This is a genomic window from Micromonospora sp. NPDC005291, assembly GCF_040607415.1.
In the GTDB taxonomy this organism is placed as follows: domain Bacteria; phylum Actinomycetota; class Actinomycetes; order Mycobacteriales; family Micromonosporaceae; genus Micromonospora.
On the sequence record NZ_JBEXGR010000002.1, the window covers coordinates 278789 to 305016 of the forward strand.

The 26228-nt window shown below is 68.9% G+C and carries 21 protein-coding genes; 14 read left to right on the forward strand and 7 right to left on the reverse strand.

What is annotated here, in order from left to right:
• Positions 1 to 93: 93 nt before the first annotated feature.
• A complete protein-coding gene (locus tag ABZT18_RS03490) occupies positions 94 to 978 on the reverse strand; it encodes a pyridoxal-phosphate dependent enzyme (RefSeq protein WP_354992190.1) in 885 nt (294 codons plus the stop codon).
• A gap of 329 nt (positions 979 to 1307) precedes the next feature.
• Here ABZT18_RS03490 and ABZT18_RS03495 point away from each other — a divergent pair, with 329 nt between their 5' ends.
• The 3 genes from ABZT18_RS03495 (at position 1308) to ABZT18_RS03505 (ending at position 3586) form a co-directional block, all read left to right on the forward strand.
• Positions 1308 to 1721: an STAS domain-containing protein gene (locus ABZT18_RS03495; protein WP_354992191.1), complete on the forward strand. Its 414-nt coding sequence runs from the start codon at positions 1308 to 1310 to the stop codon at positions 1719 to 1721.
• Positions 1722 to 1797: 76 nt separating this feature from the next.
• Positions 1798 to 3012 (forward strand): hypothetical protein, encoded by a 1215-nt coding sequence (locus ABZT18_RS03500; RefSeq protein WP_354992192.1) that lies wholly within the window; start codon positions 1798 to 1800, stop codon positions 3010 to 3012.
• Complete coding sequence (locus ABZT18_RS03505; RefSeq protein WP_354992193.1) at positions 3005 to 3586, forward strand: hemerythrin domain-containing protein; 582 nt, start codon at positions 3005 to 3007, stop codon at positions 3584 to 3586. Before ABZT18_RS03500 ends, ABZT18_RS03505 begins: the two co-directional genes overlap by 8 nt.
• A gap of 102 nt (positions 3587 to 3688) precedes the next feature.
• Here ABZT18_RS03505 and ABZT18_RS03510 read toward each other — a convergent pair whose 3' ends face one another.
• Positions 3689 to 4402, reverse strand: coding sequence for a GAF and ANTAR domain-containing protein (locus ABZT18_RS03510; RefSeq protein WP_354992194.1), 714 nt, complete (start codon positions 4400 to 4402; stop codon positions 3689 to 3691).
• Between the two features lie 116 nt (positions 4403 to 4518).
• Positions 4519 to 5646, reverse strand: a complete 1128-nt coding sequence (locus ABZT18_RS03515) for a DUF4185 domain-containing protein (RefSeq protein WP_354992195.1) — start codon at positions 5644 to 5646, stop codon at positions 4519 to 4521.
• A gap of 346 nt (positions 5647 to 5992) precedes the next feature.
• Here ABZT18_RS03515 and ABZT18_RS03520 point away from each other — a divergent pair, with 346 nt between their 5' ends.
• The 7 genes from ABZT18_RS03520 to ABZT18_RS03550 all read left to right on the forward strand — a co-directional run bounded on the left by ABZT18_RS03520 (position 5993) and on the right by ABZT18_RS03550 (position 13225).
• Entirely contained in the window at positions 5993 to 6661 is a 669-nt protein-coding gene (locus tag ABZT18_RS03520) for a VCBS repeat-containing protein (RefSeq protein WP_354992196.1), read from the forward strand.
• A 19-nt stretch (positions 6662 to 6680) separates the two neighbouring features.
• Positions 6681 to 8729, forward strand: coding sequence for an N-acetylmuramoyl-L-alanine amidase (locus ABZT18_RS03525; RefSeq protein ID WP_354992197.1), 2049 nt, complete (start codon positions 6681 to 6683; stop codon positions 8727 to 8729).
• A 19-nt stretch (positions 8730 to 8748) separates the two neighbouring features.
• A complete protein-coding gene (locus ABZT18_RS03530) occupies positions 8749 to 10266 on the forward strand; it encodes a VCBS repeat domain-containing M23 family metallopeptidase (protein WP_354992198.1) in 1518 nt (505 codons plus the stop codon).
• 136 nt (positions 10267 to 10402) lie between these two features.
• A complete protein-coding gene (locus ABZT18_RS03535; RefSeq protein ID WP_354992199.1) occupies positions 10403 to 10990 on the forward strand; it encodes a DUF6518 family protein in 588 nt (195 codons plus the stop codon).
• A 71-nt stretch (positions 10991 to 11061) separates the two neighbouring features.
• Positions 11062 to 11772, forward strand: coding sequence for a DNA alkylation repair protein (locus ABZT18_RS03540; protein ID WP_354992200.1), 711 nt, complete (start codon positions 11062 to 11064; stop codon positions 11770 to 11772).
• 137 nt (positions 11773 to 11909) lie between these two features.
• The gene (locus ABZT18_RS03545) at positions 11910 to 12401 is read left to right on the forward strand and encodes a MarR family transcriptional regulator (protein WP_354992201.1); all 492 of its coding nucleotides are present in this window, start codon (positions 11910 to 11912) and stop codon (positions 12399 to 12401) included.
• A gap of 107 nt (positions 12402 to 12508) precedes the next feature.
• Entirely contained in the window at positions 12509 to 13225 is a 717-nt protein-coding gene (locus ABZT18_RS03550) for a hypothetical protein (protein WP_354992202.1), read from the forward strand.
• Here ABZT18_RS03550 and ABZT18_RS03555 read toward each other — a convergent pair.
• The gene (locus tag ABZT18_RS03555; RefSeq protein ID WP_354992203.1) at positions 13208 to 16801 is read right to left on the reverse strand and encodes a protein kinase; all 3594 of its coding nucleotides are present in this window, start codon (positions 16799 to 16801) and stop codon (positions 13208 to 13210) included. The two genes, ABZT18_RS03550 and ABZT18_RS03555, sit on opposite strands and share 18 nt — an antisense overlap.
• Before the next feature lie 97 nt (positions 16802 to 16898).
• Between ABZT18_RS03555 and ABZT18_RS03560 the strand changes: the two genes are divergently transcribed.
• Together ABZT18_RS03560 and ABZT18_RS03565 are read left to right on the forward strand one after the other, a co-directional pair.
• Complete coding sequence (locus ABZT18_RS03560) at positions 16899 to 17585, forward strand: SAVMC3_10250 family protein (protein WP_354992204.1); 687 nt, start codon at positions 16899 to 16901, stop codon at positions 17583 to 17585.
• Between the two features lie 27 nt (positions 17586 to 17612).
• Positions 17613 to 18869, forward strand: a complete 1257-nt coding sequence (locus ABZT18_RS03565) for an FHA domain-containing serine/threonine-protein kinase (protein WP_354992205.1) — start codon at positions 17613 to 17615, stop codon at positions 18867 to 18869.
• Between the two features lie 84 nt (positions 18870 to 18953).
• Here the strand turns inward: ABZT18_RS03565 and ABZT18_RS03570 are convergent, their stop codons facing one another.
• From ABZT18_RS03570 to ABZT18_RS03580, 3 genes are all read right to left on the reverse strand, one after another.
• Positions 18954 to 20681, reverse strand: a complete 1728-nt coding sequence (locus ABZT18_RS03570) for an IlvD/Edd family dehydratase (protein WP_354992206.1) — start codon at positions 20679 to 20681, stop codon at positions 18954 to 18956.
• Between the two features lie 111 nt (positions 20682 to 20792).
• Positions 20793 to 22310 (reverse strand): aldehyde dehydrogenase (NADP(+)), encoded by a 1518-nt coding sequence (locus tag ABZT18_RS03575; RefSeq protein ID WP_354992207.1) that lies wholly within the window; start codon positions 22308 to 22310, stop codon positions 20793 to 20795.
• On the reverse strand, positions 22307 to 23515 hold the full coding sequence (locus ABZT18_RS03580) for a fumarylacetoacetate hydrolase family protein (RefSeq protein WP_354992208.1): 1209 nt from the start codon (positions 23513 to 23515) through the stop codon (positions 22307 to 22309). Before ABZT18_RS03580 ends, ABZT18_RS03575 begins: the two co-directional genes overlap by 4 nt.
• Positions 23516 to 23769: 254 nt before the next feature.
• On the opposite strand from ABZT18_RS03580, the gene ABZT18_RS03585 reads away from it, so the two are divergent.
• The gene (locus ABZT18_RS03585) at positions 23770 to 24522 is read left to right on the forward strand and encodes an IclR family transcriptional regulator (protein ID WP_354992209.1); all 753 of its coding nucleotides are present in this window, start codon (positions 23770 to 23772) and stop codon (positions 24520 to 24522) included.
• A 117-nt stretch (positions 24523 to 24639) separates the two neighbouring features.
• Positions 24640 to 26094, forward strand: a complete 1455-nt coding sequence (locus tag ABZT18_RS03590) for an alkaline phosphatase PhoX (protein WP_354992210.1) — start codon at positions 24640 to 24642, stop codon at positions 26092 to 26094.
• The last annotated feature ends 134 nt before the right edge of the window (positions 26095 to 26228 follow it).

Genomic DNA, 26228 nt, shown 5'->3' on the forward strand with positions numbered 1-26228 from the left:
GCGGGTGACGATGTTGCCGCAGCGGCACGGATGCCGGATTGCAGACTGCCGCGACGAAATAATCACCGCGACCGCCACCGCGAATACCCCGGCCTAGAGCTCGGGGTGGCCGAAGAGCCCCGGCAGCCCGCCGCTGTGCAGGAAGACGACCTTGTCGCCGCGCGGGAAGCTGCCGGCCAGCAGCGCCGCCATCGCCCGGCCGGTGTACGTCGGATCCAGGAAGACTCCCTCGTCGCGGGCGGTCGTCTCCAGCGCCGCCCGCGCCGCGTCGGTCAGCGAGCGGTAACCCGCACCCACCTGTGAGCCGTCGATCCGCAGTGCGCCCGGCTCGACCTCGCCGATGAGCAGCCCGGCGACGGTCGCACGAGGGTCGGGCAAGGCCCCGGTATCCACGCCGACCACCCGCTCAGCGCCCAGCTCACGCACCAACCCGGCCATCGTTCCGCCCGAGCCGAGCGCCACCACGACCTCGGTCCCGTCGATGTCCGGCACCTGGGCGCGCAACTCCCGGCCGCAATCGACATAAGCCTGGGTCGATGCGGGTGAGGTGCCGCCGAACGGGATGACGTACGCCGATCGCCTCTCCGCCTCAAGCGCCACCACCTCGGCGAGCGGGCTGCCGCCGGCCCAGACGATCTCCGCGCCGGCAAGCTCATCGAGGAGCAGGTTGCCACGCCGGTTCTCCGCGGGCGGGCCGGCGAGCACCAGCACGCAGGCAAGGCCGAGCCGCGCGGCCGCGGCAGCGGTGAGCCGCGCATGGTTGCTCTGCGGCGCCCCCGAGGTGATCACGGTCGTGGCGCCGACGGCGATCGCCTGGGCGCAGGTGTACTGCAACTTGCGGATCTTGTTGCCGCCTCCGCCGAGGCCGTTGAGGTCGTCGCGCTTGAACCAGAACTCGGCCAGCCCCAGCCGGGCGGCGAGCCGGGGCGCGGACTCCAGCGGTGTCGGCCACGTACCGAGGGAAACTGGGGTGATCATCCGTACAGCTAACCACTCCGCGGCTCATGCCCGGCGTACTGCGGCTCGCGACAGGGGGCCGATGTCCGAGTGGCGACCCGGGCGGAGCGGCCAGAACGCGGACCGGACGTATGAGTCGGGGCGTTGGCCCGGGTCAGCCTCGTTTACCTCCGTCTGCGCCGGGTAGGGTGTTTATCGGGTCAAGACATGCGCCCTCCAGTGGTCCACCCTGCCTCGGCACGCACGCGGCGAGCGGGCCACCCTCATCGAGGGCGGAGCAGCATGTGATCGACCAGAGTCCCCTTTCCCGGCCGCTGCGACACGACCCTCAGCTCGATTACCTGGCCGGCTTGAGCAAACCGATCATGTCCCTGGCGTTGAGCCGCGACGGCTCCCTCAGCGTGATCAGCGTTGCCGGCGAGCTCGACATGAGCAACGCCCATCTGCTCACCGAGCTGGTGGGATACCTCTGTCAGACACCCGTGCCACTGATCGCGGTGGACCTGTCGGCGGTCCGCTTCTTCGGCGCGCACGGCGTCAGCGCCCTACTCAAGGCCAACCGACTGGCCGCCGGGGCCGGGGGCCGGCTGACGCTTCGCGATCCCTCGCCGTTCGTTCGCCGTGTCCTCGGCGTGGCTGGCGTGACGCGGCACCTCGCAATTGCCGAGCCGTCGACACCGGTCGGCGCTCCGGTCACCGGCGCGGTCCCGCGACTCCCCCACGGTGCCCAGGAGTCGCATCGGCCACTGCTCGCTCAAACCTAGGCGAGGCAAAAGACCAGGCGTGGCCGTTAGCGGCAGTGCGCCGGGTACGACCTATATCCCCCAACATAGGAGAAACATGTTCAATCCACTGGACCACAAAGGGATCCCACTTGAGAGCCAGATTCGCAACTGGCGTGAACTGAACGTCGAGCCGATCGATCCGGAGGCGGTCGACCCGTACACCCGGTGCCGGATCATCACCATGAACGGCATCGAGGTCGAGGCGATCAACTTCCAGCACCAGTTCGCCCGGAACTGCCCGGACCAGGAGGTCCGCCGGCAGCTCGCCTACGTCCGGTACGTGGAGAGCCAGCAGCAGCGGGTGGTGAACTGGCTGCTACCCGGCGTCGCCAGCGTGCTCGAGACGACACTCGGCTACGAGCAGGTGGCCGTCGACCTCACCGCCTGGGTGGCCCGGCACGAACCTGACCCCTACCTGAAGCAGGCGTACGAGTTCGGCGTGCTGGAGGACTTCGACCACCTGTACCGCTACGCCAACCTCTACGAGATGGTCGAGCGACGCAAGGCGGAGAAGATCGTCGACGGCCTCACCGAGATCATGCCGGGCCGGCCGACGGTCCAGGAGCACCGGCATCCGTTCGACGAGGTCCGCACCCCGTACGACCGCAACTCGGTGGACCCGCGCTCCAAGCTGCACGCGTTGACGATCCTCTCAGCCGAGCAGCAGGTGATGTTCTACTACATGAACGTCGGTCCGCAGTACATGGAACCGATCGCGCGCCAGCTCTACCAGGAGATCAGCCTGATCGAGCAGGAGCACGTCACCCACTACGAGTCGCTGCTGGACCCGGGCGAGAACTGGTGGGAGCGGCTGCTCACCCACGAGTACAACGAATGCTGGCTCTACTACTCCTTCCTGCAGCAGGAGAGCGACCCTCGGATCAAGGCGGTCTGGGAGCTGCACCTGCAGATGGAGCTGGCCCACCTCCAACAGGCCGCCGACCTGCTCCGCCGGCACGACGGTCGAGAGCCCGAGGAAATCGTCGGCAGCGCCGGGTTGCCCGAGCCGCTGACGTTCGAGCCCAACAAGGATTATCTGCGCCACCTGCTGGCCACCCAGATCGACGCGACCAAGCTCGGTGAGGGCTACGTCACCGAGGCGCACGAGCGCTTCGAGTGGATGCAGCAGCAGCTGCACGACGGCCAGAAGCCGCCCAGCGAGCAGGTCATCGACATGCACCGGGAACGCTTCGGCGACGAGTACCGCATCGAGACCGAGGGACCGCACCCGATCGAGGCGCTGCGCGCCGAGGGAGGAAGCCATGCCTGACACCGGCACCCCGAACACGCCAGGGCCCGAGGAGGATGTCGTCGACCTGCTGCTCGCCCAGCACGCCCAGATCGAGCAACTCTTCCTGCTGGTCATCGGCAGCACCGGCGATACCCGCCGCGACGCGTTCGACGATTTGGTCAAACTCCTCGCCGCGCATGAGACCGCGGAGGAGGAGGTTGTCCACCCACTCGCTCGGACGCTGCCTGGCGGGGGTGGTGACGCCATGGTCGACGACCGGCTCGACGAGGAGCGGCAGGCGAAGGAGACGCTGCAGACCTTGATCGCCGGCGGCGTGGACGCCGACGGCTTCGACACAGGCATCATCCTGCTGCGCGACGCCGTGCTCATCCACGCCCGTTACGAGGAGCGCTACGAATTCCCCCAGCTTCGCCAGCACGTCCCGGTGGGCCGGCTGCGCAGCCTCGCCACAGCCGTGCGGGCGGCGGAAGCGTCCGCGCCAACTCGGCCACATCCCAGCGCCCAGTCGGCGAAGGGCAACCTGGCCGTCGGTCCCGCGCTGGCGGTCATCGACCGGGTACGCGACGCGATCCGGAAGCCCTCGGCCAGCTGACCTGAGGCGGTCGGGCATCGGCGTCATCGTCTGCGCGACTTGCCGAAGGGCCGCCCGCACGCGGGCGGCCCTTCGGCCGAGCAGTGTTCACCTGCGAGACACTCACACCCGGGTTCGCCGAACTGCCTGGGCGACAAGGGCCTCAGCGACCTCGCGCACCTTCCGGTTGGTGTCCTGAGAGATCTTCGACAGCAGCGCGAAGGCCTCCTCCGGCGAGCATCGTCGGTCACCCATGATGATCCCCTTGGCCTGCTCGATCACCGCCCGATTCCGCATTGCCTCCTGCATCTGCTCCGCCAGCGTGGCGGCGTTGTCGTACAGGTGCGCGTTGGCCAGTGCCACTGCCGCGTACGCGGCGAAGCCCTCCGCGCTGGCGATCGACGACGGGTTGAATGCGTGCGCCGAGTCGCCGTAGACGTTGAGCGCACCCACCACCGACCCCTGGATCGGGAGTCCGATCGACAGGGAACTTCCCACCCCGGCCGCCCGAGCCCTCGCCGCCCATGCCGGCCAACGCTGCTCGGCAGCCATGTCCGGTACAGAGATCGTGTCACCGCTGGCGGAGGCATCGAGGCACGGACCCCGGTGCTGCTCGTACTGCCGCTCGTCCAACTCACGGGCCAGGTCGCCGGTGAACGCCGCGGTCCAACCGGCCCGGCCCCGGACCAGAGTGACCGACACCTCCCTGGTCCCGAGGACGCTCCGGCTGGCAAGGTCCGCGATCCGGAGCAGCATGTCGTCGAGGCTGATCTCGTCGAGTCTGACCCGGCCCAACTCAGCCAACGCAGCGGCGGGATCCACAGTCGGCTGCATCATCGCAGTACATCCCTCTCGGTCCACGTACGCCGCCAGCGGCCGTCGTGGTTTCTGTCTTACCCCTGCCCCACCCACTCACACCCCGGCTCAGGGCCATGGTGAACCGCGTCAGCCCGTCACGCCGAGCCGACAAACTGGCTGACGTGGTAGGCGGTGCTGCGACCATCTGGCGTACGAGTCCACTTCGAGATCATCAGGTGCAGATCGTCGGCGTTGCGACTCGACCAGGGATGGATGAACCCACCGTAGAGTGCGGGCTCCTGCCAACTCGTCACCTGGACCTTCTCCGCAGTCCACACGCGGTCGGGTCCGGGTGCGGTCCGGGTGACCACGCACCCGTTCTGGCAGTTCAGGTATGACATCACCCAGGTTCCATCGCTCAAGCGACGCACCGACGGCTCACCGAAGCGTCCGGTGAGGATGGGCGTGCAGGGCCGTCCCCAGCCCCAGTTCGTGCCGTTCCAGCCCCACCCCTCGTACGACTCGGGGTAGAACAGCCGGTCCCACCGGACGCGACGCAGCATCATCGGGCCGTCCTGCCGTCCGGACCGTACCGAGAAGACGTAGACGTAGTCGCCGTCCCGCTGCATGGTCCACATCTGGAACGGGTCCTTGTTGTCCGGGCTGTTCCACCACTTGAGCGGAGTACGGATGAAGTCGTTGCCGTTGTCGGAGAAGGCCAGGCCCGCGTAGCGGGACTTCCACTGCGGCCCTGCCGGGCCGGCGGAGTTCCAGTTCTCGATGCTCATGTAGGAAATGAGCTGCCGACCGGTCTCCGGAAAGCTGATGCCGTCGTTGGGGATGACGGTCACCTCCGCAAGACCGTCGATGCCGATGCCGTGGCGACCGTTGTGCATAAGTTCCGGCGCACGTCCGTTGCCAGCGACCCGCGCCGCGCTGTCGAAGACCACTCCACCCGGCTGGCCGGGATGGACGGCGGAACGCAACATGACCGGTGACCGCCAGTCGTTCGGCAGCGGCGGGCCCTCGGGCCACGGTGTGTTGAAGGTGTCACCGAAGAGGTAGCCGATCGACCCGTTCTCCAGCACGTAGGGGATGCCCAGATCGGTGCCGGCCACCCGCCAGCGGCTGTTGGTGTCGAGGTCCGCGCCAGTCAACCGCTTCTTCCACACCGCCGCCTGGGCCGGAGCGGCGGTTGTCATGACCGTGCCGAAGGCACCGACCGCGCTGGCTGCACCTATCGCGGCGGCGCGACCGAGGAGCGAGCGACGACGTATACCCATGATCGTCCTTCCCTACGGTTGGACATCGGATGCGGGCGAGTAAACCCCCGACGATCGCCGACGTCAATACCTGCCTACGTTGACCGAAGCATTGAAGGAAATTTTCATGACGCATTGACAGCAATCATCGCCCTGATGACACTTTCAGCATCGATTTCCGTGTCAGAGGCAGCTGCGCCACGCCACCAGGCTGACCACCCGACCTCGCGAGGAGCATCGTGAGACGTACTCTCCTGGCCCTGCTGGTCGCCCTCGGCACCGCCGCGACGACGCTCCCTTCACCCAGAACGCCCTCGCCGACGTCTACGTGGGCACCTCCACCGGTAGTTCCTTCAGCGGCACGTCGGTGAAATGGAACGAATTCTTCTCCATCGGTGGAGAGACCGCCTCCACCGGCGACGTCAACGGCGACGGTAGGGATGACGTCGTCACCTTCGCCCACAGCAACACCGGTGACGTGTACGTCGCGCTGTCCACCGGCACCTCGTTCGGCGGCGGCCAGAAGTGGCACGACTGGTTCGCACCGGGCGCCGAGATCGGCACGGTCGGCGACGTCAACGGCGACGGCCGCGACGACATCATCACCTTCACCCAGGGCCCGGCCAGCGCCGCCGACGTGATCGTCGCGTTGTCGAGTGGCAGTGGGTTCGGTGCGGCGCAGAAGTGGCACGACCTGTTCGCCGTCGGCGCCGAGCAGCCCCGCGTCGGGGACATCAACGGCGACGGTAAGGACGACATCGTCACCTTCACCTGCAACGCCGACGCCGACGTCTACGCCGCCGTCTCGACGGGCACGGGCTTCGCCGGAACGACGGTGAAGTGGAACGACTTCTTCTGCCTGGCCGGCGAGTTCCCCTACCTCGGTGACGTCAACGGCGACGGCAGGGACGACATCATCGTCTTCACCAAGGGTGCCACCAACGACATCCACGTCGGGCTCTCCACCGGCACCGACTTCCTCAGCGCCATCAAGTGGCACGACTTCTTCGGTCTCAACGGCGAGACGACGCTGTGACCGCGAACTGGAGGCCCCGATGCGACTGACCCGGCCCTCGTGGCGCGCCCGCGCCCTCCTGCTAGCGGTGGCGCTCGTCGGCCAGGTCACGGCCGCACCGGCGGCCGCTGCACCCGATGCGCTCACGTCGGCCTTCGCCCGGGCAGCCGTCGAGTTCGACGTACCTCGGGACCTGCTGGTCGCCGTGGCCTACGGCGAGTCGAGGTTGGACGGGCACGGCGGCCTACCCAGCCAGGCCAATGGTTACGGGGTCATGCACCTGGTCAGCAACCCCGACCAGCACAGCCTGGAGCGCGCCGCCACGCTCACCGGCGAAACGATCGGCCATCTGCGCTCGGTCACCTCGGCCAACGTTCGGGGCGGTGCCGCGGTGCTCCGCGACCTGGCCGACAACGAGGGACTGACGAGCGGCGCACGCGGCCGGCTCTCCGCCTGGTATCCGGTCGTGGCGCGCTACAGCGCCGCCGTCAACGAGTCGACGGCGAGGCTCTACGCCGACCACGTCTATGACCTGCTGCGTACCGGTATCGCAGCCCGCTCCGTACGGGTCGCGCCGCAACGACTCCAACCCGAACTCGGCCGCTACGCGGGAGTCACCGCCGCGGGCGCCGCCGGTGCGAACGTTGCGGCTGCGGTGCCGGAGTACGCGCCGGCCCGCTGGGTGTCCGCCTACAGCGGGAACTACCAGGCCGGCCGATCGTCGCGGATAACGACGGTGGTGGTGCACGTGACCCAGGGGTCATACGCCGGCACGGTGAGCTGGTTCCAGAACCCCTCGGCGGGGGTGAGCGCGCACTACGTGGTGAAATCGAGCAACGGTGAGATCACCCAGATGGTCCGCGAGGGAGACACCGCCTACCACGCACGCTCGGCCAATCCGTACGCCGTGGGCATCGAGCATGAGGGGTTCGTGGACAATCCCGCCTGGTTCACCGACGCCATGTATCGGTCGTCCGCCGCACTGACCCGCTACCTCTGCGACAAGTACGGGCTGCCGAAGACCCGTGCGGCGATCAAGGGGCACAACGAGATGCCCGGCAACGACCACACCGATCCCGGCCCGAACTGGAACTGGAACTACTACATCTCCCTGGTCAACGCCGGCAGTTCGGGAGGCCGGTACCTGGCGGGGTCATCGACGGACTTCACTGGTGACGGCCGGGACGACGTCGTCAGCTTCACCCAGGGCAGCCTCAACGACGTCTACGTGGCCACCTCCACCGGCAGCGCCTTCGCCGGCACCTCCGTCAAGTGGAACGACTTCTTCGGCCTCAACGGCGAGACCCTGCTCAGCGGCGACGTCAACGGCGACGGCAAGGACGACATCGTCGCCTTCACCCACGGCACCCTCGCCGACGTGTACGTGGCCCTCTCCACCGGCACCTCGTTCGGCGGCGGTGGAAAGTGGCACGACTGGTTCGCACCAGGGGCGGAGGTCGCCGCGGTCGGCGACGTCAACGGCGACGGGCGCGACGACATCATCGCCTTCACTCACGACACGAACGCCGACGTGTACGTGGCGCTCTCCACCGGCACCGGCTTCGGCCCCGGCCTCAAGTGGCACGACTACTTCTCCATCGCCGGTGAGTTTCCCGCGCTCGGTGACGTCAACGGCGACGGCCGCGACGACATCATCACCTTCACCCAGGGTCCGCTCACCGCGAGCGACGTCATCGTCTCCCTCTCCACAGGCAATGGATTCGGCGCTGCCCAGACATGGCACGACCTGTTCGCCGTCGGCACCGAACAACCGCGCGTCGGCGACATCAACGGCGACGGCCGCGACGACATCGTGACGTTCACCTGCAACGCCGACGCCGACGTCTACGCCGCCACCTCCACCGGCACCAGCTTCGCCGGGACCACGGTGAAGTGGAACGACTTCTTCTGCCTGCCCGGCGAATTCCCCTACCTCGCCGACGCCAACGGCGACGGCAAGGACGACATCATCGTCTTCACCAAGGGCAGCACCAACGACGTGCACGTCGGGCTCTCCACCGGCACCAGCTTCCTCGGCGCCACCAAATGGCACGACTTCTTCGGCCTCAACGGCGAAACCACCCTCTGAGTACGACAGGAGCCTCGCCATGTCCCGGCCGTCGCGTACCCCCGTACACCGCGCTCTGGTCGCGCTGCTCACCCTGGCCGCGGCGGTCCTGACCGCCGTGGCGGTACCACCCTCGCCGGCGTTCGCCGCACCGAACTTCAAAGCGCCGTTCCCGTGCGGGCAACGGTGGACCTACGACCACCACAGCGCCGAGGTGCGGCAGGCGTTGGACTTCGTGCGCGTCGACGGCGGTGCCACCGGAGGCACCCCCCAGGTCGCCTCCGCGGCGGGTGTGGCCCGGCAGTACTCCCAGCCCAGCGGAGCCGGCAACTACATCGTCATCGACCATGGTGGGGGCTGGACGACCTACTACTTCCATCTCAGCGCCTACTCGGTCGCCGACGGCGCATACGTGCAGCAGGGCCAGCAGATCGGCATCACCGGCAGCACGGGCAACTCCTCCGGGCCGCACGTCCATTACGAGCAGCTCTACAACGGCGTCGGACAGACGATCGTCATCAACGGCGTCTCGCTCGCTCCCTACCCGGCCCAGTACAACCAGAAGTATCTGGTCAGTGACAACTGCGGCGGGTCGTCCGGCGGCCGGTACCTGGCCGGCTCGCCGACGGACTTCACCGGCGACGGCCGCGACGACATCGTCGCGTTCACCCGTGGATCGCTCAATGACGTGTACGTGTCGGCGTCCACCGGCTCTTCGTTCGCCGGAACGTCGGTGAAGTGGAACGACTTCTTCGGGCTGAACGACGAGACGTTGCTGTCGGGAGACTTCAACGGCGACGGGCGCGACGACATCGTGGCGTTCACCCACGGCGCGCTCGCCGACGTGTACGTGGCTCTGTCGAACGGGTCATCGTTCGCGGCCGCCACGAAGTGGCACGACTGGTTCGCGCCGAACGCCGAGGTCGCCGCGGTGGGGGACGTCAACGGCGACGGCCGCGACGACATCATCGCGTTCACCCATGACGGCGCCGGAGACGTGTACGTCGCGCTGTCCGGCGGTTCGTCGTTCGCCGGAACGGCGCTGAAGTGGCACGAGTACTTCTCGATCGCCGGTGAGTACCCGGCCCTGGGCGACGTCAACGGCGACGGCCGCGACGACATCATCACTTTCACCCAGGGCCCGGTCGCGGCGTCGGACGTCATCGTCGCCCTGTCCACGGGAGCCTCGTTCGGGGCGGCGCAGACATGGCACGACCTGTTCGCCGTCGGCACCGAACAACCACGCGTCGGCGACATCAACGGCGACGGCCGCGACGACATCGTGACGTTCACCTGCAACGCCGACGCCGACGTCTACGCCGCCACCTCCACCGGCACCAGCTTCGTCGGCACCACCGTCAAGTGGAACGACTTCTTCTGCCTACCCGGCGAATTCCCCTACCTCGCCGACGCCAACGGCGACGGCAAGGACGACATCATCGTCTTCACCAAGGGCAGCACCAACGACGTCCACGTCGGCCTCTCCACCGGCACCAGCTTCCTCGGCGGCGCGAAGTGGCACGACTTCTTCGGCCTCACCGGCGAAACCACCCTCTGACCCAGAAGGCACATTGGTGCTGCTCTCCGTGGCCGTGCTCAGGTCTTCGGCCCACTCGCTCACGTACGGGTCGAGCACAATGATCGCCATGGTGCGGAAGCAGGATCGTGTTCGGTGGGTGACAATTGGACCGATCGTGGGGACCGCCCTGGGTGCCGTCGACTCGGCCGTGAACCATGTGCCGATCTGGCTTGGCGAGGTCGGCACCGCGCGGGCCGATCGGAGTGCCTGGTCACAGGTCGCAGAATTCGCCAGCCTCGTCCTCGACGCCGGATGGGCGTGGGCCGCGGTGGCTGTCCTGGCGGGTTGGCTGGTGAGCCGGCGCATGGGACCGGCTGCGGGAATGGTACGCGGGGCGGCCGCCGGTGCGCTCGCGTTGGTGTTCGCCACCACCGTGTACTACGGCATGGACGTGATCTTCGACGGCGGCGCATGGTGGGGCATGGCAACCCGGTACTGGCTGATCAGCAGCGTGGTCCTCGGCCCTGTGCTCGGGGTAGCCGGCACGTTGATCTGGCGCTCCGGCCCCGCCGGGGTAGTCGCCGCCCTGCTGGTACCTGCCGGTGCCGCACTGCAGATGGTGGTCCTGCCTCCGCCGGCGGAAAGCCTCATGGCTCAGCCGGTACGCCTGACGGTGTGGGTTGCCGCGGTGGCAGCCGCGGTACTGGTCACCTGGGCCAGGGGCCGTCGGCGGCCAATGGTGCCTTCAGCCATGCCGAGCTGACGTGAAATTGGCCGGCTCGCTGTGGAACAACAGCACCGTAGGCACCGGGGGTCGCGGTAGCTTGGACAGTCATGGCCACTATCGCCGATGTTCGTCACGAACTCGCCAGCCTTGCCGACCCGCGTCGAGCCGAGGCATCGAGTCGGTTTCTGCAGATGACTCCCGGCGGTTACGGCGAGGGCGACCGGGCCATCGGTGTCTCCGTGCCGGAACAGCGCAGGGTGGCCGCCCGGTACTGGCGCGACCTTTCTCTGGCCGAGACAACGAAGCTGCTCAGCAGTGGCGTGCACGAGGAGAGACTGACGTCGTTGTTCATCCTGGTGCGAAAGTTCACCACGGGAGACGAGGACGAACGGGGCCAGATCTTCAGCACCATCCTGGCCAACACCGGTCGCATCAACAACTGGGACCTGGTGGACTCGTCCGCGCCGTACATCGTCGGCCCCTGGCTGATGGACAAGGACCGGAGCGTTCTGGATCGGTTGGCCGGGTCGAGCCTGGTGTGGGACCGGCGCATTGCCATCATGGCGACATTCGCCTTCATCAAGGCCGGCGACTTCCAGTGGACCTTCCGACTCGGTGAGCGGCTGCTGCGCGACCCGCACGACCTTGTTCGGAAGGCGGTGGGCTGGATGCTGCGCGAGGTGGGCAACCGTGACAGAGCGGCGGAGGAGGAGTTCCTGGCTGGCCGCTACCGGGTCATGCCACGGGTCATGCTGCGGTACGCGATCGAGAAGTTCGAACCGCAGCGGCGTCGGGAGTACCTGTCCGGCGTGGTCTAGACCGAGCGATCCGCGCGCTGACTCAAACTCGGCCGTACGACCATCACCGACCCAGCTCAACGGGAGCTTAGCCCTAAGATGCTTAGCATTAAGTAACTCATGACGTGCCACAATCAGGTCATGCGGCAGGAGCGAGAGTGAAAGCGACCGGCGACGGTGTGGACGTGATCGTGGGCCAGTGGGCGGTCGAGCGGCCCGACCTGGAGACCCTCCCGATGGAGGTCTTCGGCCGGATCTACCGGATCTCCCGGCTGATGGGCGACCGGGTCGAGCGCGCGTACGCGCCGTTCGGCATCGGACGCGGTGAGTTCGACGTGCTCGCCACTCTGCGCCGGTCCGGCGAGCCGTTCACGCTGTCGCCGAGCCAGTTGTCGGCGACCCTCATGCTCACCACCGGCGGCATGACCGGCCGACTCGACAAGCTGGAACGGGCCGAGTTGGTGCAGCGCATTCCCGACCCGACGGATCGGCGCGCGCTGCGGGCCCAGTTGACCGCCAAGGGCCAGCAGGTAGTGGACGAGGCGCTCACCGCCGGGCTCGCCGAGCAGGCAGCGGCACTGAACCAGCTTCCGGCCGCGCAGCGCAAGCAACTGGCCGGCCTGCTCCGTACGCTGCTCGCCGCCTGCTGATCCGCGCCGGCCCCTACGGAGATCGAGGTCGGCCGCACGGCATCCACTGTGGGGGAGTGGCATTGTCACGAGATGAGGCCAGTCCCGCGCAGAGCGGAGGGTGGATGATGACCACCGTTTCGGAACCGTCGGCGCTGATCGGCGCAGCTGTCCGCGTCATGAGAGACCTGGCGATACATCCGCTGGCGCTTGAGATCGACGGCGACGGAGCGCGCGTCCTGGCCGTCATGCGCGCTGAGGCGCTGCGGACGCGCAGCCGAGGCCCGTACAGCCAGGACGACCTGCCGCCAGAGGCCATGGCAATGGTCGACTGGATCGGCCTGCGGTTCTCCGTCACACCCGAGCCGGTGAATGTGACCATCGAGGGCGGCGGGCCGTGGCCTCGCCTGCTGGTGGAGCTGCCCGCCAGGCGGGTGGTCGTACGTTACGTGGTGCCGGAGGACGCCCCACCCGGGTATCAGCCGGAGTCGAACAACATCGGGCTGGCCGGCGATGTCAACATCGCACTGGAATACGTTGCCAAGTCCCTGTGCGCCCTGGGCGGGCGGCTGCGGGGTGAGCCGCCGATCACGCTGACGCTGAGCTATCCGGACGATCCGGATTACGAGCGGAACGTCGCGCAGGTGCCGGAGGAGTTCCGGCATCTCATCTCGCCGGTCCTGGCCGACATCACGGTCGACCGGAGTCGGCTCTCCCGGAAGCAGCGTGCCGTCCACGACGAGGCGCTGCGCGCGGCGGCGTACACCGATCATCCGTTGGAACCTTGGGGGCGCGGCGGGCTCACCACTCGGATCGGATCGGCACGCCTACGGGTCAGCTCGTGACACCGTGAAGTCGTAGTCCCAATCCAGCTCCCACAGCCGGATCGCCGGTCGGCTGTCCACCGACACCAGGTTGCGGCCGTCTGCGGTGAAGACCACCGACGAGACCGGCTCCGGGTGACCCTCGCACGTGTGTACGCAGCGTCCCGTCCGTACGTCCCAGATGCGCAACGCCCGGTCCCGGTCGGCCGTCACCACGTAACGCCCGTCCGGGCTCACGTCGAACACGTCGGTGTCGGACGTGAGGTCGCACAGCACCCGGCCCGTCGCCACCTCCCACACCGACGTCACCCGCCCGTGCGCCTCGCTGTACGCGGAGACGAGCCCGACGCGGCCGTCCCTGCTCAGGGCCATGGCGTCGCCCCAGCTATCCTTCGCGTACAACTGCCGGCCGGTGAGCACGTCCCAGGCGGTCAGCTGTCCCGTCGTGTTGACCAGTAGCCGCCGGCTGTCCGGGGTGAACCGCAGCGGCACCGTCCCGAATCCGGTGGGGATGGTGAGCAGCGGGCTGCCGGTGCCCGTTCGCCAGAGGCGGCACGTCCGGTCCTCGACGCCGGCGGAAACGGCGTAGCGACCGTCGTCGCTGAGGCGTACCGATCCGACCGGTCCCTGATGCGCCACCATCGTCCGGACCAGGTGGGTCGGCCGTAGACGCCACAGGCACAGTGCCCCGTCGGCGTCGCCGACGATCGCGTACTGGCCCGCGCCATCCATGGCGACCGCCCTGACCGCACCGTGATCGCCGTGCAGCACCGCCCGCCTCGTTCCCGCCTCCAGGTCCCACAGGTGCGCGGGGCCACCCCAGTCGGCGGTGATTGCGAGGTGGGCGTCCACGGAGAGCTCGATGGTGTGCGGCTTGCCCACTTGCTCCGGGAACGTGTGCAGCTGCTGCCCGGTCTGCAACTCCCACGCCCGCACCCGGCCGTCGGCGCCACCCGTCACCGCCAGCTCGCCGTCGACGCTCAGCGCCGGGCTCAGCCCTGGCACGAAGGTGAACGTGCCGCCGCGCAGTTCGTACCGTTGCCAGATGCCCAGCAGGTCGGTCCGCTCCCCCGCCGTCCGGCCCAGTCGCTCCCACAGCTCACGCAGCTCCGGATGGCGCTCGAACCCGACGACGTCGCGGGCGGTACGCAGTTCCTCGGCGGCCCTGGCCGTCATGCCCCGCTCGGCGAGTTCCGCCGCGCGCCCGATCCGTTCCCGCACCTGCGCCTCGGTCGACAGCAGCGTTCTGACCGCCAGTGGCCGCTCGTAGCTCCACGGCGCCCGGAATTCAGGTCGCGGCAGCCGGTAGAGGTGCAGGCCGCCGTACTCGTCACCGACGACGGCCGCGCTGCCGTCCGCGCTGATCGCCACGCAGGTGAGCGAGAAGAGGCCGGACAACTCCGGCGGCAGCCCGTCGGAGCGGGCGACGATTGTCCGCAGGCACCGGCCGGAACTCGTCTCCCAGATCCGTACCGGTTTGTCGAGGCCACCGGACCCGATGGAGACGGCCCTGCCGCCGTCGCCACTGAGCACGATCGTGGAGTAGCGGTTCAGGTTGTTCGGCACCGGCTCCCGCAGCCGATTGGGCGCGGTCTCCCAGAGGTGCGTCACGCGTGTCTGGTGACCGATCAGGAGGGCGTACGTGCCGGACGCGCTCAACGCCACCTGGTCGATGCCGGTCATCCGCATGTCCGCGGACTTGAGGAGCCAGTGCATTCGGCGGCCGGCCCGGACGTCCCAGACCACCACGCTGCCGTCCTCGGGCGCGGCCGACACCGCGATCGCGCCGTCCTCGCTCAAGCCCAGCACCGTGACGGGTGCGGGGCTTTCATGAATCTTCGGCAGTACGCGGCGCGTTCCCGGATCGACCTTCTGGTACGTGTGCGGCGGGTGGTCGAGCTTGCGCCGCACGCGCCCGCGTTTCGTGTCCCACACCTCGATCCGTCCGTTGTCGTACCCGATCGCGGCGGCACCCGAGCTGGTCAGCGCGAGCGCGGTCACGGTCGACCGCTGGCTGTCCAGTGCCCGTACGAGGACGGCCTGCCTCAGATCCCACAGCTCGACCCGGCCCTCGGGCCGTGCGACGAGCGCGGTTCGACCGTCCCGGGCGATCGCGAGGGCCGTGACAGCTGCCGCCGTGGTGTCATCCGCCGTCAGTTCGCGTTCGCAGCGGCCTTCGTTCAGGGTCCAGATCCGGATGCACCCGTCCTCGCTACCGGTGATCGCCACCCGACCGTTCTCGTCGACGGCGACGGCGGTCACCGCACCACGGTGGCCGGGCAGGCGCTCGGGTTCCGGTACCGTCCGGCGGTGCGCCAGAACGCTGGCCGCGGCATCCACGTCGGGGCTCGCAGGAGCGGGGGCCAACAGCTCGCGGGCGGCATCGTCATCGCCCCGTTCGGCGTGCACGAACCCCAACAGGTGATCGGCCTGCCAGCGCTCCCCCGCGATCACCTGCGCGGTTCGCAACTCCGCCAGGACCTGTTCGTCGGTGATCGTCCCGCGTCGCCACCGGTACACCGCCCAGTTGTAGACGGCGGAGGGGTGGTGCGGGTCGATGTCGATGGCGTTGCGCCACAGCCGTTCCGATTCCTCCGTGCGGGCGAGGTCGAGGAGGGAGAGCGCCTGGTTGGAGAGGCTGCCGGCGAGCAGGCTCGCCGCCTGTGGCGGCACTCGGGGGTACGGTGCGCCCACACTGTCGGCGTAGGTCTCGGCGACTGCCGTGGCCAGTTCGGTGAGGCTGTGCGGACGCGTCGCCGGGTTGACGTCGAAGCACCGCCACAGCAGGTCGGCGAGCCCCGGCGGCATCGGCTGTGCGCCCGGCCAGGTCTCCCCCGCTGCGAGGAAGTCGGCGAAAGCCTCCCGCGCCGTCTGGCCGTAGCGGCAGGGGCGGCGACCGGCGAACATTTCGAGTACGCAGAGAGCCCACGACCACACGTCCGTGGCCCGGGTGAGCGTGACCTGCCCGCCAGCGGCGGCCTCGGCCTGCTCGGGCGAGCAGTAGGCCGGGGTCATTCCACCGAAACTGGCCCCCAGACTGCCCTGCGCCACCGTGTTGGCGCTCTCGTCGGCCGCGGCCCGGGCACCTGCCAACCCGAAGTCGGTGACCTTCGCGGTCCAGTCACCGTCGAGGTCCACCATGATGTTCGCGGGTTTGATGTCCTGATGAACGAGGCCCTGCTGATGGGCGTGATCGATGCCCCACGCGGACTGCACGGCGAGGTCGAGCGCACGGGCGAGGAAACCGCCGCCGAGGTCGTCCGGATCTCCGTGCAGCCGCCCGCCCCGTACGACCTGCTCCAGTGACCCACCGGCAATCCATTCGGCGAACACGCAGGGAAGCCCGTCGACGCGGCGCACGTACGCGCAGCTGACCACGTGGGGGTGTAGTCCGAGCCCGACCCAGGTGCCGGCCTCGGTCTCGAAGCGGCCGCGCTTCCCCTCGGAGGCCAGTTGTTCGGGGCGCGGCACCTTGACGGCGAGGTCGGTGCCCCAGCTGCGGTGTCGGACCCGGTAGACCAGGCCCATGCCGCCTTCGAGGGGCTGGTCGAGCACCTCGTACAGGTCCAGAATCAGATCCCCGGGACGCCACGGCATAGCGGAAGCCTGGCACCCCGACAGCGTGCGGGACAACTACCGGTCGATGGCGGACGGTAATCTCGGGTGGGCGGACCGAGCCGGTGAGGGAGTGACAGTGAGCTTTCGTTACTACCTCTACATCAGCAATGCCAAGGTCGACATGCTGCTGTCACAGATCGACCCGGGTTATCACCGCAAACGATCCGCCGAGTTCAGCGTGAACCTCACGTTCGTCGGCGCGAAGCACACCGTCGAAAGCCCTGCCGCGGATCAGGTAGCCCGGCTGGAACGGGTGACGCGCTATCTGGACGACCACGCCGACGTCGGAGACGTGGACGCGCCCGGGCAGTTCTTCCGCGGGCTGCTGCCGATGCAGTGGGGAATCGTCCCGACCACGAACGAACGTGCGCTGGTCTACTTCGGCGGCCGCACCGAGGACACGATCGTCGGCCTCGGCGGGTCACCGTTTCACGTCATCGGCGCGTCTCCGCCGGACCCGGCCTCGCACGCGTTCGGCGGATCGTCCACGATGCCCGCTCTGCTCGACGGGCTCGTCGAAGGCGACGACACCGACCTGGACCCGGGCGTGCTGAACGACGGCATCACGGGCGCGGACGCCGCTGACGCGCAGGCGTTGGCCTCGGTGCACCGGGCCGGCACCCGTCTCCGGGGGCCTGTGCAGAACGTCGAGTTCCTCGCCAAGCGACTGCTGTCCGGGCCCAGCCCATACCCAGAGCTCGACGGCCGACCCGGCATGACCGTGCTGCTGGGCAGCCCGCTGTACGTGGCGCTGGTCGACTGACCAGTGCAGGCTCCCCCACCCGTCACGGTGACCGTTCAGGTTGGGTCCACCACTGAGGCGTACGTGTTCGTCGACCGTACGACCGTCGTGGTGGGGCGTGCCCCCGGCTGCGGGATCCGCGTCGACGACGAGCGTCGGCGGATCTCCCGCTACCACTGCCTGCTCGACGTCAACCCGCCGGCGATAAGGGTGCGGGACCTCGGCAGCCGTAACGGCACCTCCGTCAACGGTCGCCCGATCGACGGCGAGCAGGATCTGTCGCACGGCGACGAGGTCCACATCGGGCGCGCGACGCTGCGAATCACCGTCCCCGACAACCCGACGCCCACAGCCGCCGCACCGACCGGTCCGGATCCGGGTCGAGCCCTGCCGGCGCTGCTGGCCGCCGCGGCGGAAGGCTCCCCCGGCCTCGACGACTTCACCGACCACCGAGTGCTCCACGAGATCGGCCGTGGCGGCCAGAGCGTGGTCTACCTGGCCCGACATGAGCCGTCCGGCCGGATCGTCGCGTTGAAGACCCTTCTCGCCGACCGGGCCGTGGATCCGGCCGCCCGCGACGGCTTCCTGCGGGAGTTCGCCTGCACCAAAGGGCTGCGGCACCCGAATGTCGTTGCCCTGCACAGCGGCGGCTCGGCCGGGACAGCGTTCTTCTTCACCTGCGAATACTGCCCGGGCGGCAGCGTGGCCGAGCTCGTCGCCCGGCGGGGTGGCCGTCTCACGGTCGACGAGGCCGTACCGATCGCGCTCGACGCCCTGGCCGGCCTGGCCTACGCCCATCGGGCGGAGCTTCCGGTCATGCTGGCCGACGGCCGGACCGAGGTCGCCCGTGGCCTGGTGCACCGGGACATCACGCCACAGAACCTCCTCCTCGTCGCAGGGCCCCGCGGTGAGACCGTCACCAAGGTCGCCGACTTCGGGCTTGCCAAGGCATTCGACCAGGCGGGCCTGTCCGGGCACACCAGGACCGGCGCCATCGGCGGGAGCATCGCCTTCCAGGCCCGCGCCCAACTGATCGACTACAAGTACGCCCGGCCAGAAGTCGATCTCTGGGCGGTCACCGCATGCCTCTACTGGATGCTGACGGGCGCGACCCCCCGCGACTTTCCCGCCGGGACCGACCCGATCGCGGTGGTCCTGCGTACGCGGCCGGTGCCCGTGCGGCAGCGCCTCGGCTCCGTTCCCCCGCGACTGGCGGGCGTGATCGACGAGATGCTCGTCGACAACCCTCGCGTCCCCGCGACAACGGCGGCCGAACTGGCCGACGCTCTACGGCAGGCCCTCTGACGGAAAACCAGCACGGCTGGTGGGCGCACGGGAAGCGAGGTTGAGGACTCGGCACACCGTTGGGCCTCGTCCGTTCCGTGAAGGTCAGTGTGAATGACGGGGGACGGCGCTGCCGCTGCCACCGACGAGGAAGTCGAGGTCGGCGCCCTTGTCGGCCTGCAGGACGTGCTCGCTGTACAGCCGCGCCCATCCCCGGTCGGCCGCCAGCGGTGGTGGCTGCCAGGCGGATCGGCGTTCTGCGAGTTCCGCCTCGTCGACCAGGAGGTCCAGGCGCCGCGTCGAAACGTCGACACGGACCAGGTCGCCGGTGCGCACCAGCGCGAGAGGGCCGCCGACGGACGCCTCCGGGGCCACGTGCAGGACGCAGGTGCCATACCCGGTGCCGCTCATGCGGGCGTCGGAGATCCGCACCATGTCCGTGATGCCTGCGGCGAGCAGCCGCCGTGGCATGGGCACGTTACCCACCTCCGGAAAGCCGGGGTAGCCGCGCGGTCCGGCGTTTCGTACCACGATCACCGTGTCAGGGGTGACATCGAGGTCCGGGTCGTCGGCGGCGACGACGTAGTCCTCGATCCGGTCGAAGACGAGCGCCGGCCCGGTGTGCGTGAGCAGGTGGGCGGAGGCGGCGGAGACCTTCAGCACAGCCCCGGACGGCGCGAGCGACCCGCGCAGCACCACGGTCCCCGAGCCCGCTGGCTGGAATGGCTCCGCCAGGGTGCCGATGACCTGCCGGTTCCAGCACTGGACACCGTTGATGTTGTCGGCCACGCTCTTCCCGCTGACGGTGATGTGGTCCAGGTGCAGCAGCGGGGCGATCTCGTTCATCACCGCCGGAACCCCGCCCGCGTAGGCGAAGTCCTCCATGAGGTACGCCCCGGACGGCATCAGGTTGACAATCATGGGCACGTCGGCGGTGAGTGTGTCGAAGTCCTCCAGTGACAGGGGGACGCCGAGACGTCCGGCAATCGCCAGCAGGTGTACCACTGCATTGGTGGAACCGCCGATCGCGGCGTTGACCCGGATGGCGTTCTCGAACGCGTGGCGGGTGAGCACCGTGGACAGCCGTTGGTCCTCTTCGACCATGGCGACGATCCGACGCCCGGCGGCCTGCGCGAGCGCGTACCTCCGCGAGTCGACCGCCGGCACGGCGGCGGCCCCCGGCAGTTGCACGCCCAGCCCCTCGGTCACGCAGGCCATCGTGGAGGCGGTCCCCATGGTCATGCAGTGGCCCCGGCTGCGGGACATGCCGACCTCCGCCTCCGCGCAGTCGGCCGCGCTCATCCGGCCGGCCCGCATCTCCTCGGTGAAGCGCCAGACGACGGTGCCCGAGCCGATGTCCTGGCCGCGGAACTTGCCGTTGAGCATCGGGCCGCCGGTCATCATGAGGGTCGGTAGGTCGACGCTCGCCGCCCCCATCAGCAGACCGGGAGTGGTCTTGTCACAGCCGGAGAGCAGGACGACCCCGTCGAGCGGGTTGGCTCTGACCAACTCCTCCAGCTCCATCGCCAGCAGGTTGCGGTAGAGCATGGTCGTGGGTCGCATGAGGGGCTCACCCAGGCTCATCGCGGGGAACTCCAGCGGCAGGCCGCCGCTCTCCCATACGCCCCGCTTCACCGATTCGGCCAGGTCGCGCAGGTGGGCGTTGCAGGGTGTCAACTCCGACCAGGTGGTGGCGATGCCGATCACCGGGCGACCGTCGAAGACGTCGTCCGCGAACCCCTGGTTGCGCATCCAGGACCGATGGATGAACCCGTTGCGGCCTTCCGCCCCGAACCACTGCCCACTGCGCAACGGTCGATTCGTCGTCGACATCAGCACACCTCTCTGTCATCCGTCCGGCCGCGCGGCGCGCGGTGATCAATGAGCGCGTGATGAATTGGGCTGGCGGCACGAGCGAGCCCAGGATGATGAGGCTCCACAGGGCTATCCCGCCCCTGATTCCAGCCTCCCGTCGACTCGTCGTGGAATGGCGGTGAAGTCGTCTCGCAATTCCTCGGGAAGGATCCATTCCGGGGCGTTCTGCCACGCGAGCGGGCGAAGGAATCGCCGGATCGACGTGGCACCCACCGAGGTGTGCACGGCGTTGGTCGAGGGCCAGGGCCCACCGTGGTGCTGAGCCCACGACACGCGGACACCTGTGGGATAGCCGTCGAAGACGATGCGACCCGAGAGAGCGGCGAGCACGTCGACCAGCCGGCCCACGACACCGGCGTCGTCACCCGGTCCGCGATGGAGCGAGCCGGTCAGCGACGGCGGGACGGTCGCCAGCACGGCGTCGAGTTCGGCGACGTCGCGATACCGGACCACGACCATGAGCGGGCCGAAACACTCGTCGGCGATCTCGGCGGTCAGGCCCGCCAGACCGACCTCCAGGAGCGTCGGCGTAACGGTGAAGCCCACGCCAGGATCGACCTGAGGCCGGGCCGCGACGTGAGCGCCGGCCCGCTCGAGGGCCTTGGCCCCGTTCTCGTACGCGTCCCGGATGCGCTCGTTCAGCAGGACTGTGCCGCCCGATGCCGCGACCCGCCCCCGCATCGTGTCGAGCAGGTGCTCACCAGCTGGATCCGACGGGATGAACGCCAGACCGGGCTTGGTGCACAGCTGACCGCCCGAGCCCGTGAAGGAGGCGAACAGCCCTTCGGCGATCTGGTCTCCTCGGTCGGCGGCCGCGCCGGGCAGGACGACGATCGGGTTGACGCTGCTCAGCTCCGCGTAGAAGGGAATGGGATCGGGTCGTTCGTCGATGGCCGTCTGGATGGCACGGGCGGCGCCGACGGAGCCGGTCAGGGCGGCCGCGCGCATCGCGGGGTGGCCCACCAGCGAGCGGCCGGCCTGCTCCCCGTACACGGTGGCGATCACTCCGTCGGGTCCGCCCATGTCGCGGATGGCCGACTCGATCGCCTCGGCGGACGCGTGCGATGTCAGCGGGTGCGACGGGTGGGCCTTCAGGACGGTGGGACAACCCGCGGCGAGCGCGGCGGCGGTGTCGCCCCCGGCGACCGAGAAGGCGAACGGGAAGTTGCTGGCCCCGAAGACGGCGACCGGCCCGAGGGGTACGAGCATCCGCCGCAGGTCCGGGCCGGGTCCGAGCGGTGTCTCGCCGGCGTGGTCGATGGCTGCCTCGACGTACCCTCCCTCGCGCAGCACGTCGCCGAACATCCGGAACTGGAGCGCCGCCCGCGTGAGTTCCTGGTCGAGTCGCGGGTGGCTCAGCCCGGTCTCCGCCTCCGCGGTCGCGACCAGGTCCACGCGACGCGACTCCAGGGACGCGGCGATCGCTTCCAGCAGCTCCGCTCTGTCGAGTCTCCCCAGCCTGGACAGCCACTGCACGGCCCGGGTCGCCTGGCCGGCGATCGCCTCCAGCCGGGACTCGTCCGTCTCGGTGAGATCCGTCGCGCGACGTCGGCCATCGCGCGGATCGACCGTACTGACCACGTTCACAGCAGTCCTCTCTTCCCCAGATTTGCCATGAGATCCCGGACGCCGAACGTCCATGGCTCGCACCTCTCCGCGTGCCGCACCCGATTGACCAGGGTGCCGAGCGCAGGGCAGCTGATCCGTACCACGTCGTCGACCTTGTGGGTGAAGCCCTCACCGGGGCGGCCCCGATCCTGAATGGGCGCGAACATCGTGCCGAGCATCAGGACGGCGCCGTCGGGATAGTGGTGGTGTGGGCCGATCAACTGCCGCACCAGCGCCGCCGGGTCGCGCGACATCCGGGTCATCTCGGAGACCGCCTCCAGTTGGAAGCCGTCCACACCGCGGACGTCCAGACGCACCTCCAGCTCGCGCACCTCCTCCAGGCCGAACCGCTCGTCGAAGAGCCGGATCAGAGGACCGAGGGCGCACGAGGCGTTGTTGTCCTTCGCCAGGGAAAGCAGGAGCGCCGAGCGACCCTCGACATCCCGCAGGTTCACGTCGTTGCCGAGGGTGGCGCCGACGATCCGGCCGCTGGACTGGACGACGAGCGTGACCTCGGGTTCCGGGTTGTTCCAGGTCGACGCGGCGAGCACGCCGACCGGAACGGCGGTGCCGACGGCGGAGAGGATCTGACCCTTGGTGAAGATCTCGGCGTCCGGCCCGATCCCCACCTCCAGGTACTGACTCCAGATCCCCTCGCCGACCAGCAGGTTCTTGAGCCGCTCCGCCTCCGCCGAGCCCGGCGTCAGGCTGTCCAGGTCGGCGCCGATGTCGGCGGACATGCGGTGGCGGATGTCCGCCGCCACCGCCAGGTCTCCCCGTGCCCGTTCCTCGATGACGCGTTCGATCAACGAGACCGGGAAGGTCACGCCGGCGGCCTTGAGCGCCTGGAGGTCGACCGGGGCGAGCAACCAGGGCCGGGTGCGGTCAGGAGACGGGGCCCCCGTGTTGGCCAGGATCTCTCCGAAGTCGCCCAACCGCGGCCCGTCGAGCCCGGCCACCGTCGCTGCCGGATCCGGCAGCTCACAGATGTCCCGGACGGTCGCGAACCGGTGGCTGATGTCGATGACCTCGCCGTCCCGGACGATCACGGGTGAGGGGCCGTCGGCGGCCGGGTCCCAGACCCGGCCGATGAGGACGCTGCGGTCGTCGTCCGGCAGCGCCTCAGCGGCAGACCCGAACCAGTCCGCAGCAACGGCCAGCCCTCGGGGCTGTGGGACCGTCATGAACCGCTCCCCAGGTTGAAGAAGGGCCGCTCGTCCCGAGGACGGATGTCGTAGACGGCGTCCCGGAACATCCGGAGCGGATGCGGTGTGAACGGGTGCTGCTCGATCGCATCGAGATTCACCTCGATGAAATTGCAACGATCGTAGCGTCATGTGCAACGGTGTCAAGGGACGGTTGCGCATCGCAGGTACTACATTGCATATGATGCAACGACAACGACGGGGTCCCCCGTCGCGCGAAGGGAGACAGGACCTTGGCGCAATCCATTCGCCGCGCGATCGACCTCATCCGTCGATCGGCGGAGCACCCGCTGTCGCTCACGGACGCAGCGGAGGTGCTCGGCGTCCACAAATCCACAGCTCTGCGGATCCTGCAGACACTGGAGGCCGCCCGCTTCGTGCGCCGGACCGGCGCGGGCACCTATGTACTCGGCAGCGGGGTGATCGAGCTGTCCGAGCTTGCGCTCGGCTCGATGGACCTGCGCCAGTTCGCCGCCGCACACCTACGTGCGCTGCAACGGGAGACCGGCCACACCGTGCACCTGGCGCAGCTGACCGGCGATGAGATCATCTACATCGACAAGGTCGACAGTCAGGCGTTCGACTCGGTAAAGCTGCCGTCCCGGGTAGGGCGCGCGGTGTCGATCTACGCGAGCGCCGTGGGCAAGACCATCCTGGCTTACCTACCCTCGCAGGAACGCGACCGTCTTCTCTCCCACGTCGTCTTCGAACGGTTCACCGACACCACCTTCGCCGACCGCGACTCCCTCGAAGCCGAACTCACTCGCATCCTCGAACAAGGCTGGGCCGCGGACAACGGGGAGCACGACGCCTACGTGATGTGCATCGCCGCACCGATCAGGGATTCGCGAGGGCTGGTCATCGCGGCCGCCTCGATCACGGCGATCGAGGTCATCGCAAGCCTCGATCAGCTGAAGAGCAACCTCTCACTCCTGATGGAGACTGCGGACCGGATCTCGTACGAGCTCGGCTTCGCCGATGCGTGAGTCACCCTGATTCTTCACTCCGATGTCATGAGTCGCTCCCAAAGGTGACGTGTCGGTGTCTGCCCGCCGGAGTTGGCTGTCAGTCGTCGCGCTTGCCTTGATCAGGAGCTGATCCACGTGCCTTCCTCTCGTCGTACCTTCCTCGCTGGCGGCGCCGCCGCTGGCGTGGGCCTCGCCGTCGCCGGCGGCCTGCCGTCCCTGGCTCAGGCCAATCCGAGCCGGCCGCACCCGCCGGTCAAGGCCGGCCACGTGCCCTTCCCGCCGCTCGTGGACGACCCCCACGGTGTCCTGGCCCTGCCCGAGGGCTTCCGCTACACCGTGGTCACCCGGACCGGCGTCACCCGCCTCGACCGCGGCCAGGGCATGACCCCGTCCGACCACGACGGCATGGCTGTCTACGACGGCGGCCACGGCCGGTACATCCTGATCCAGAACCACGAGAACGACCCGGGCGCCGAATTCGGCGTACCGCACGTCAAGGGCACGGTCTACGACTCGGGCGCCGTCGACGCCGGCGGTTGCACCGTGATCACCACTGACCGTGCGGGCCGGAACCTTGGTGAGTTCGTCGCCCTCTCCGGCACCGTCGCCAACTGCGCAGGCGGGCCCACCCCCTGGGGGACCTGGCTGACCTGCGAGGAGACCGAGGACCGGGCCGGCGACAAGTGGGAGGAGGACGGCCGGTCCGGCGTCTTCCAAAAGGATCACGGCTACGTCTTCGAGGCTCGGGCCGACGGCGGCGCGGACCCCACCCCGATCAAGTGCCTGGGCCGCTACTCCCACGAGGCGCTGGCGATCGACAAGGACCGCACCAGGATCTACCTCTCCGAGGACGCCGACGAGCCCAACGGCCTCTTCTACCGCTGGACGGCGCCACGCGGCGTCAAGCTGGGTCCCGGCGTGCTCACCCGCCTCGCACCGAACGCCGGCGTGCTCGCCGCGATGCAGATCATCATGGATGACGGATCGGTGCTGCCGGACGTGGCCTACCTGACCTCCGCCCAGCTGGGCCGGCCCTTCCCCGTACGGTGGATCGAGGTGCCGGACCGCGACGCGCGGAGCAAGCCCGTGCGCGAGCAGTTCACCGATGGCCAGGTCACCCGCGGACGCAAGTTCGAGGGCGTGTGGGGCACCGACGAGGGCGTGTACGTGGTCAACTCCTACGCCTGGGACGACGGTGACCTGCCGGCGGACGCGGCTCCGCACGACGGCATGGTCTGGTTCTACAACGACAGGGCCCAGACCATCCAGCTGGTGACGTACTTCCCGCACCAGACCGCCTCGGAGGAGGGGACACCGGTCAGGTACAACGATCTCACCTTCGACGGCCCGGACAACGTGACCGTCACCCCGTGGGGAAGCCTCGTCCTCGCCGAGGACGGCTCGGGCGCCTCCCACGTGCTCAGCACGGTCCCGGGCGGCCCGACGTACGCGATCGCCCGCAACCAGCTCAACGACTCAGAGTTCTGCGGGCCGACCTTCACCGCCGACGGCAAGGTGCTCTTCGTCAACATGCAGGACCCCGGCCTCACCCTGGCCATCACCGGCCCGTGGGAGAAGTACCTGGGCTGACAGACCGGTGGGGGCCGGCGATCCGCCTGCCCCCACCGCATCTGCCACGCCAGGGTCGGCCGACGCCCGGCGGCGTGACTCCGGCGGTTCCGGCCAGTGCCATTATTTGGGTACGCCTCGCAGGGGTCGGCGCG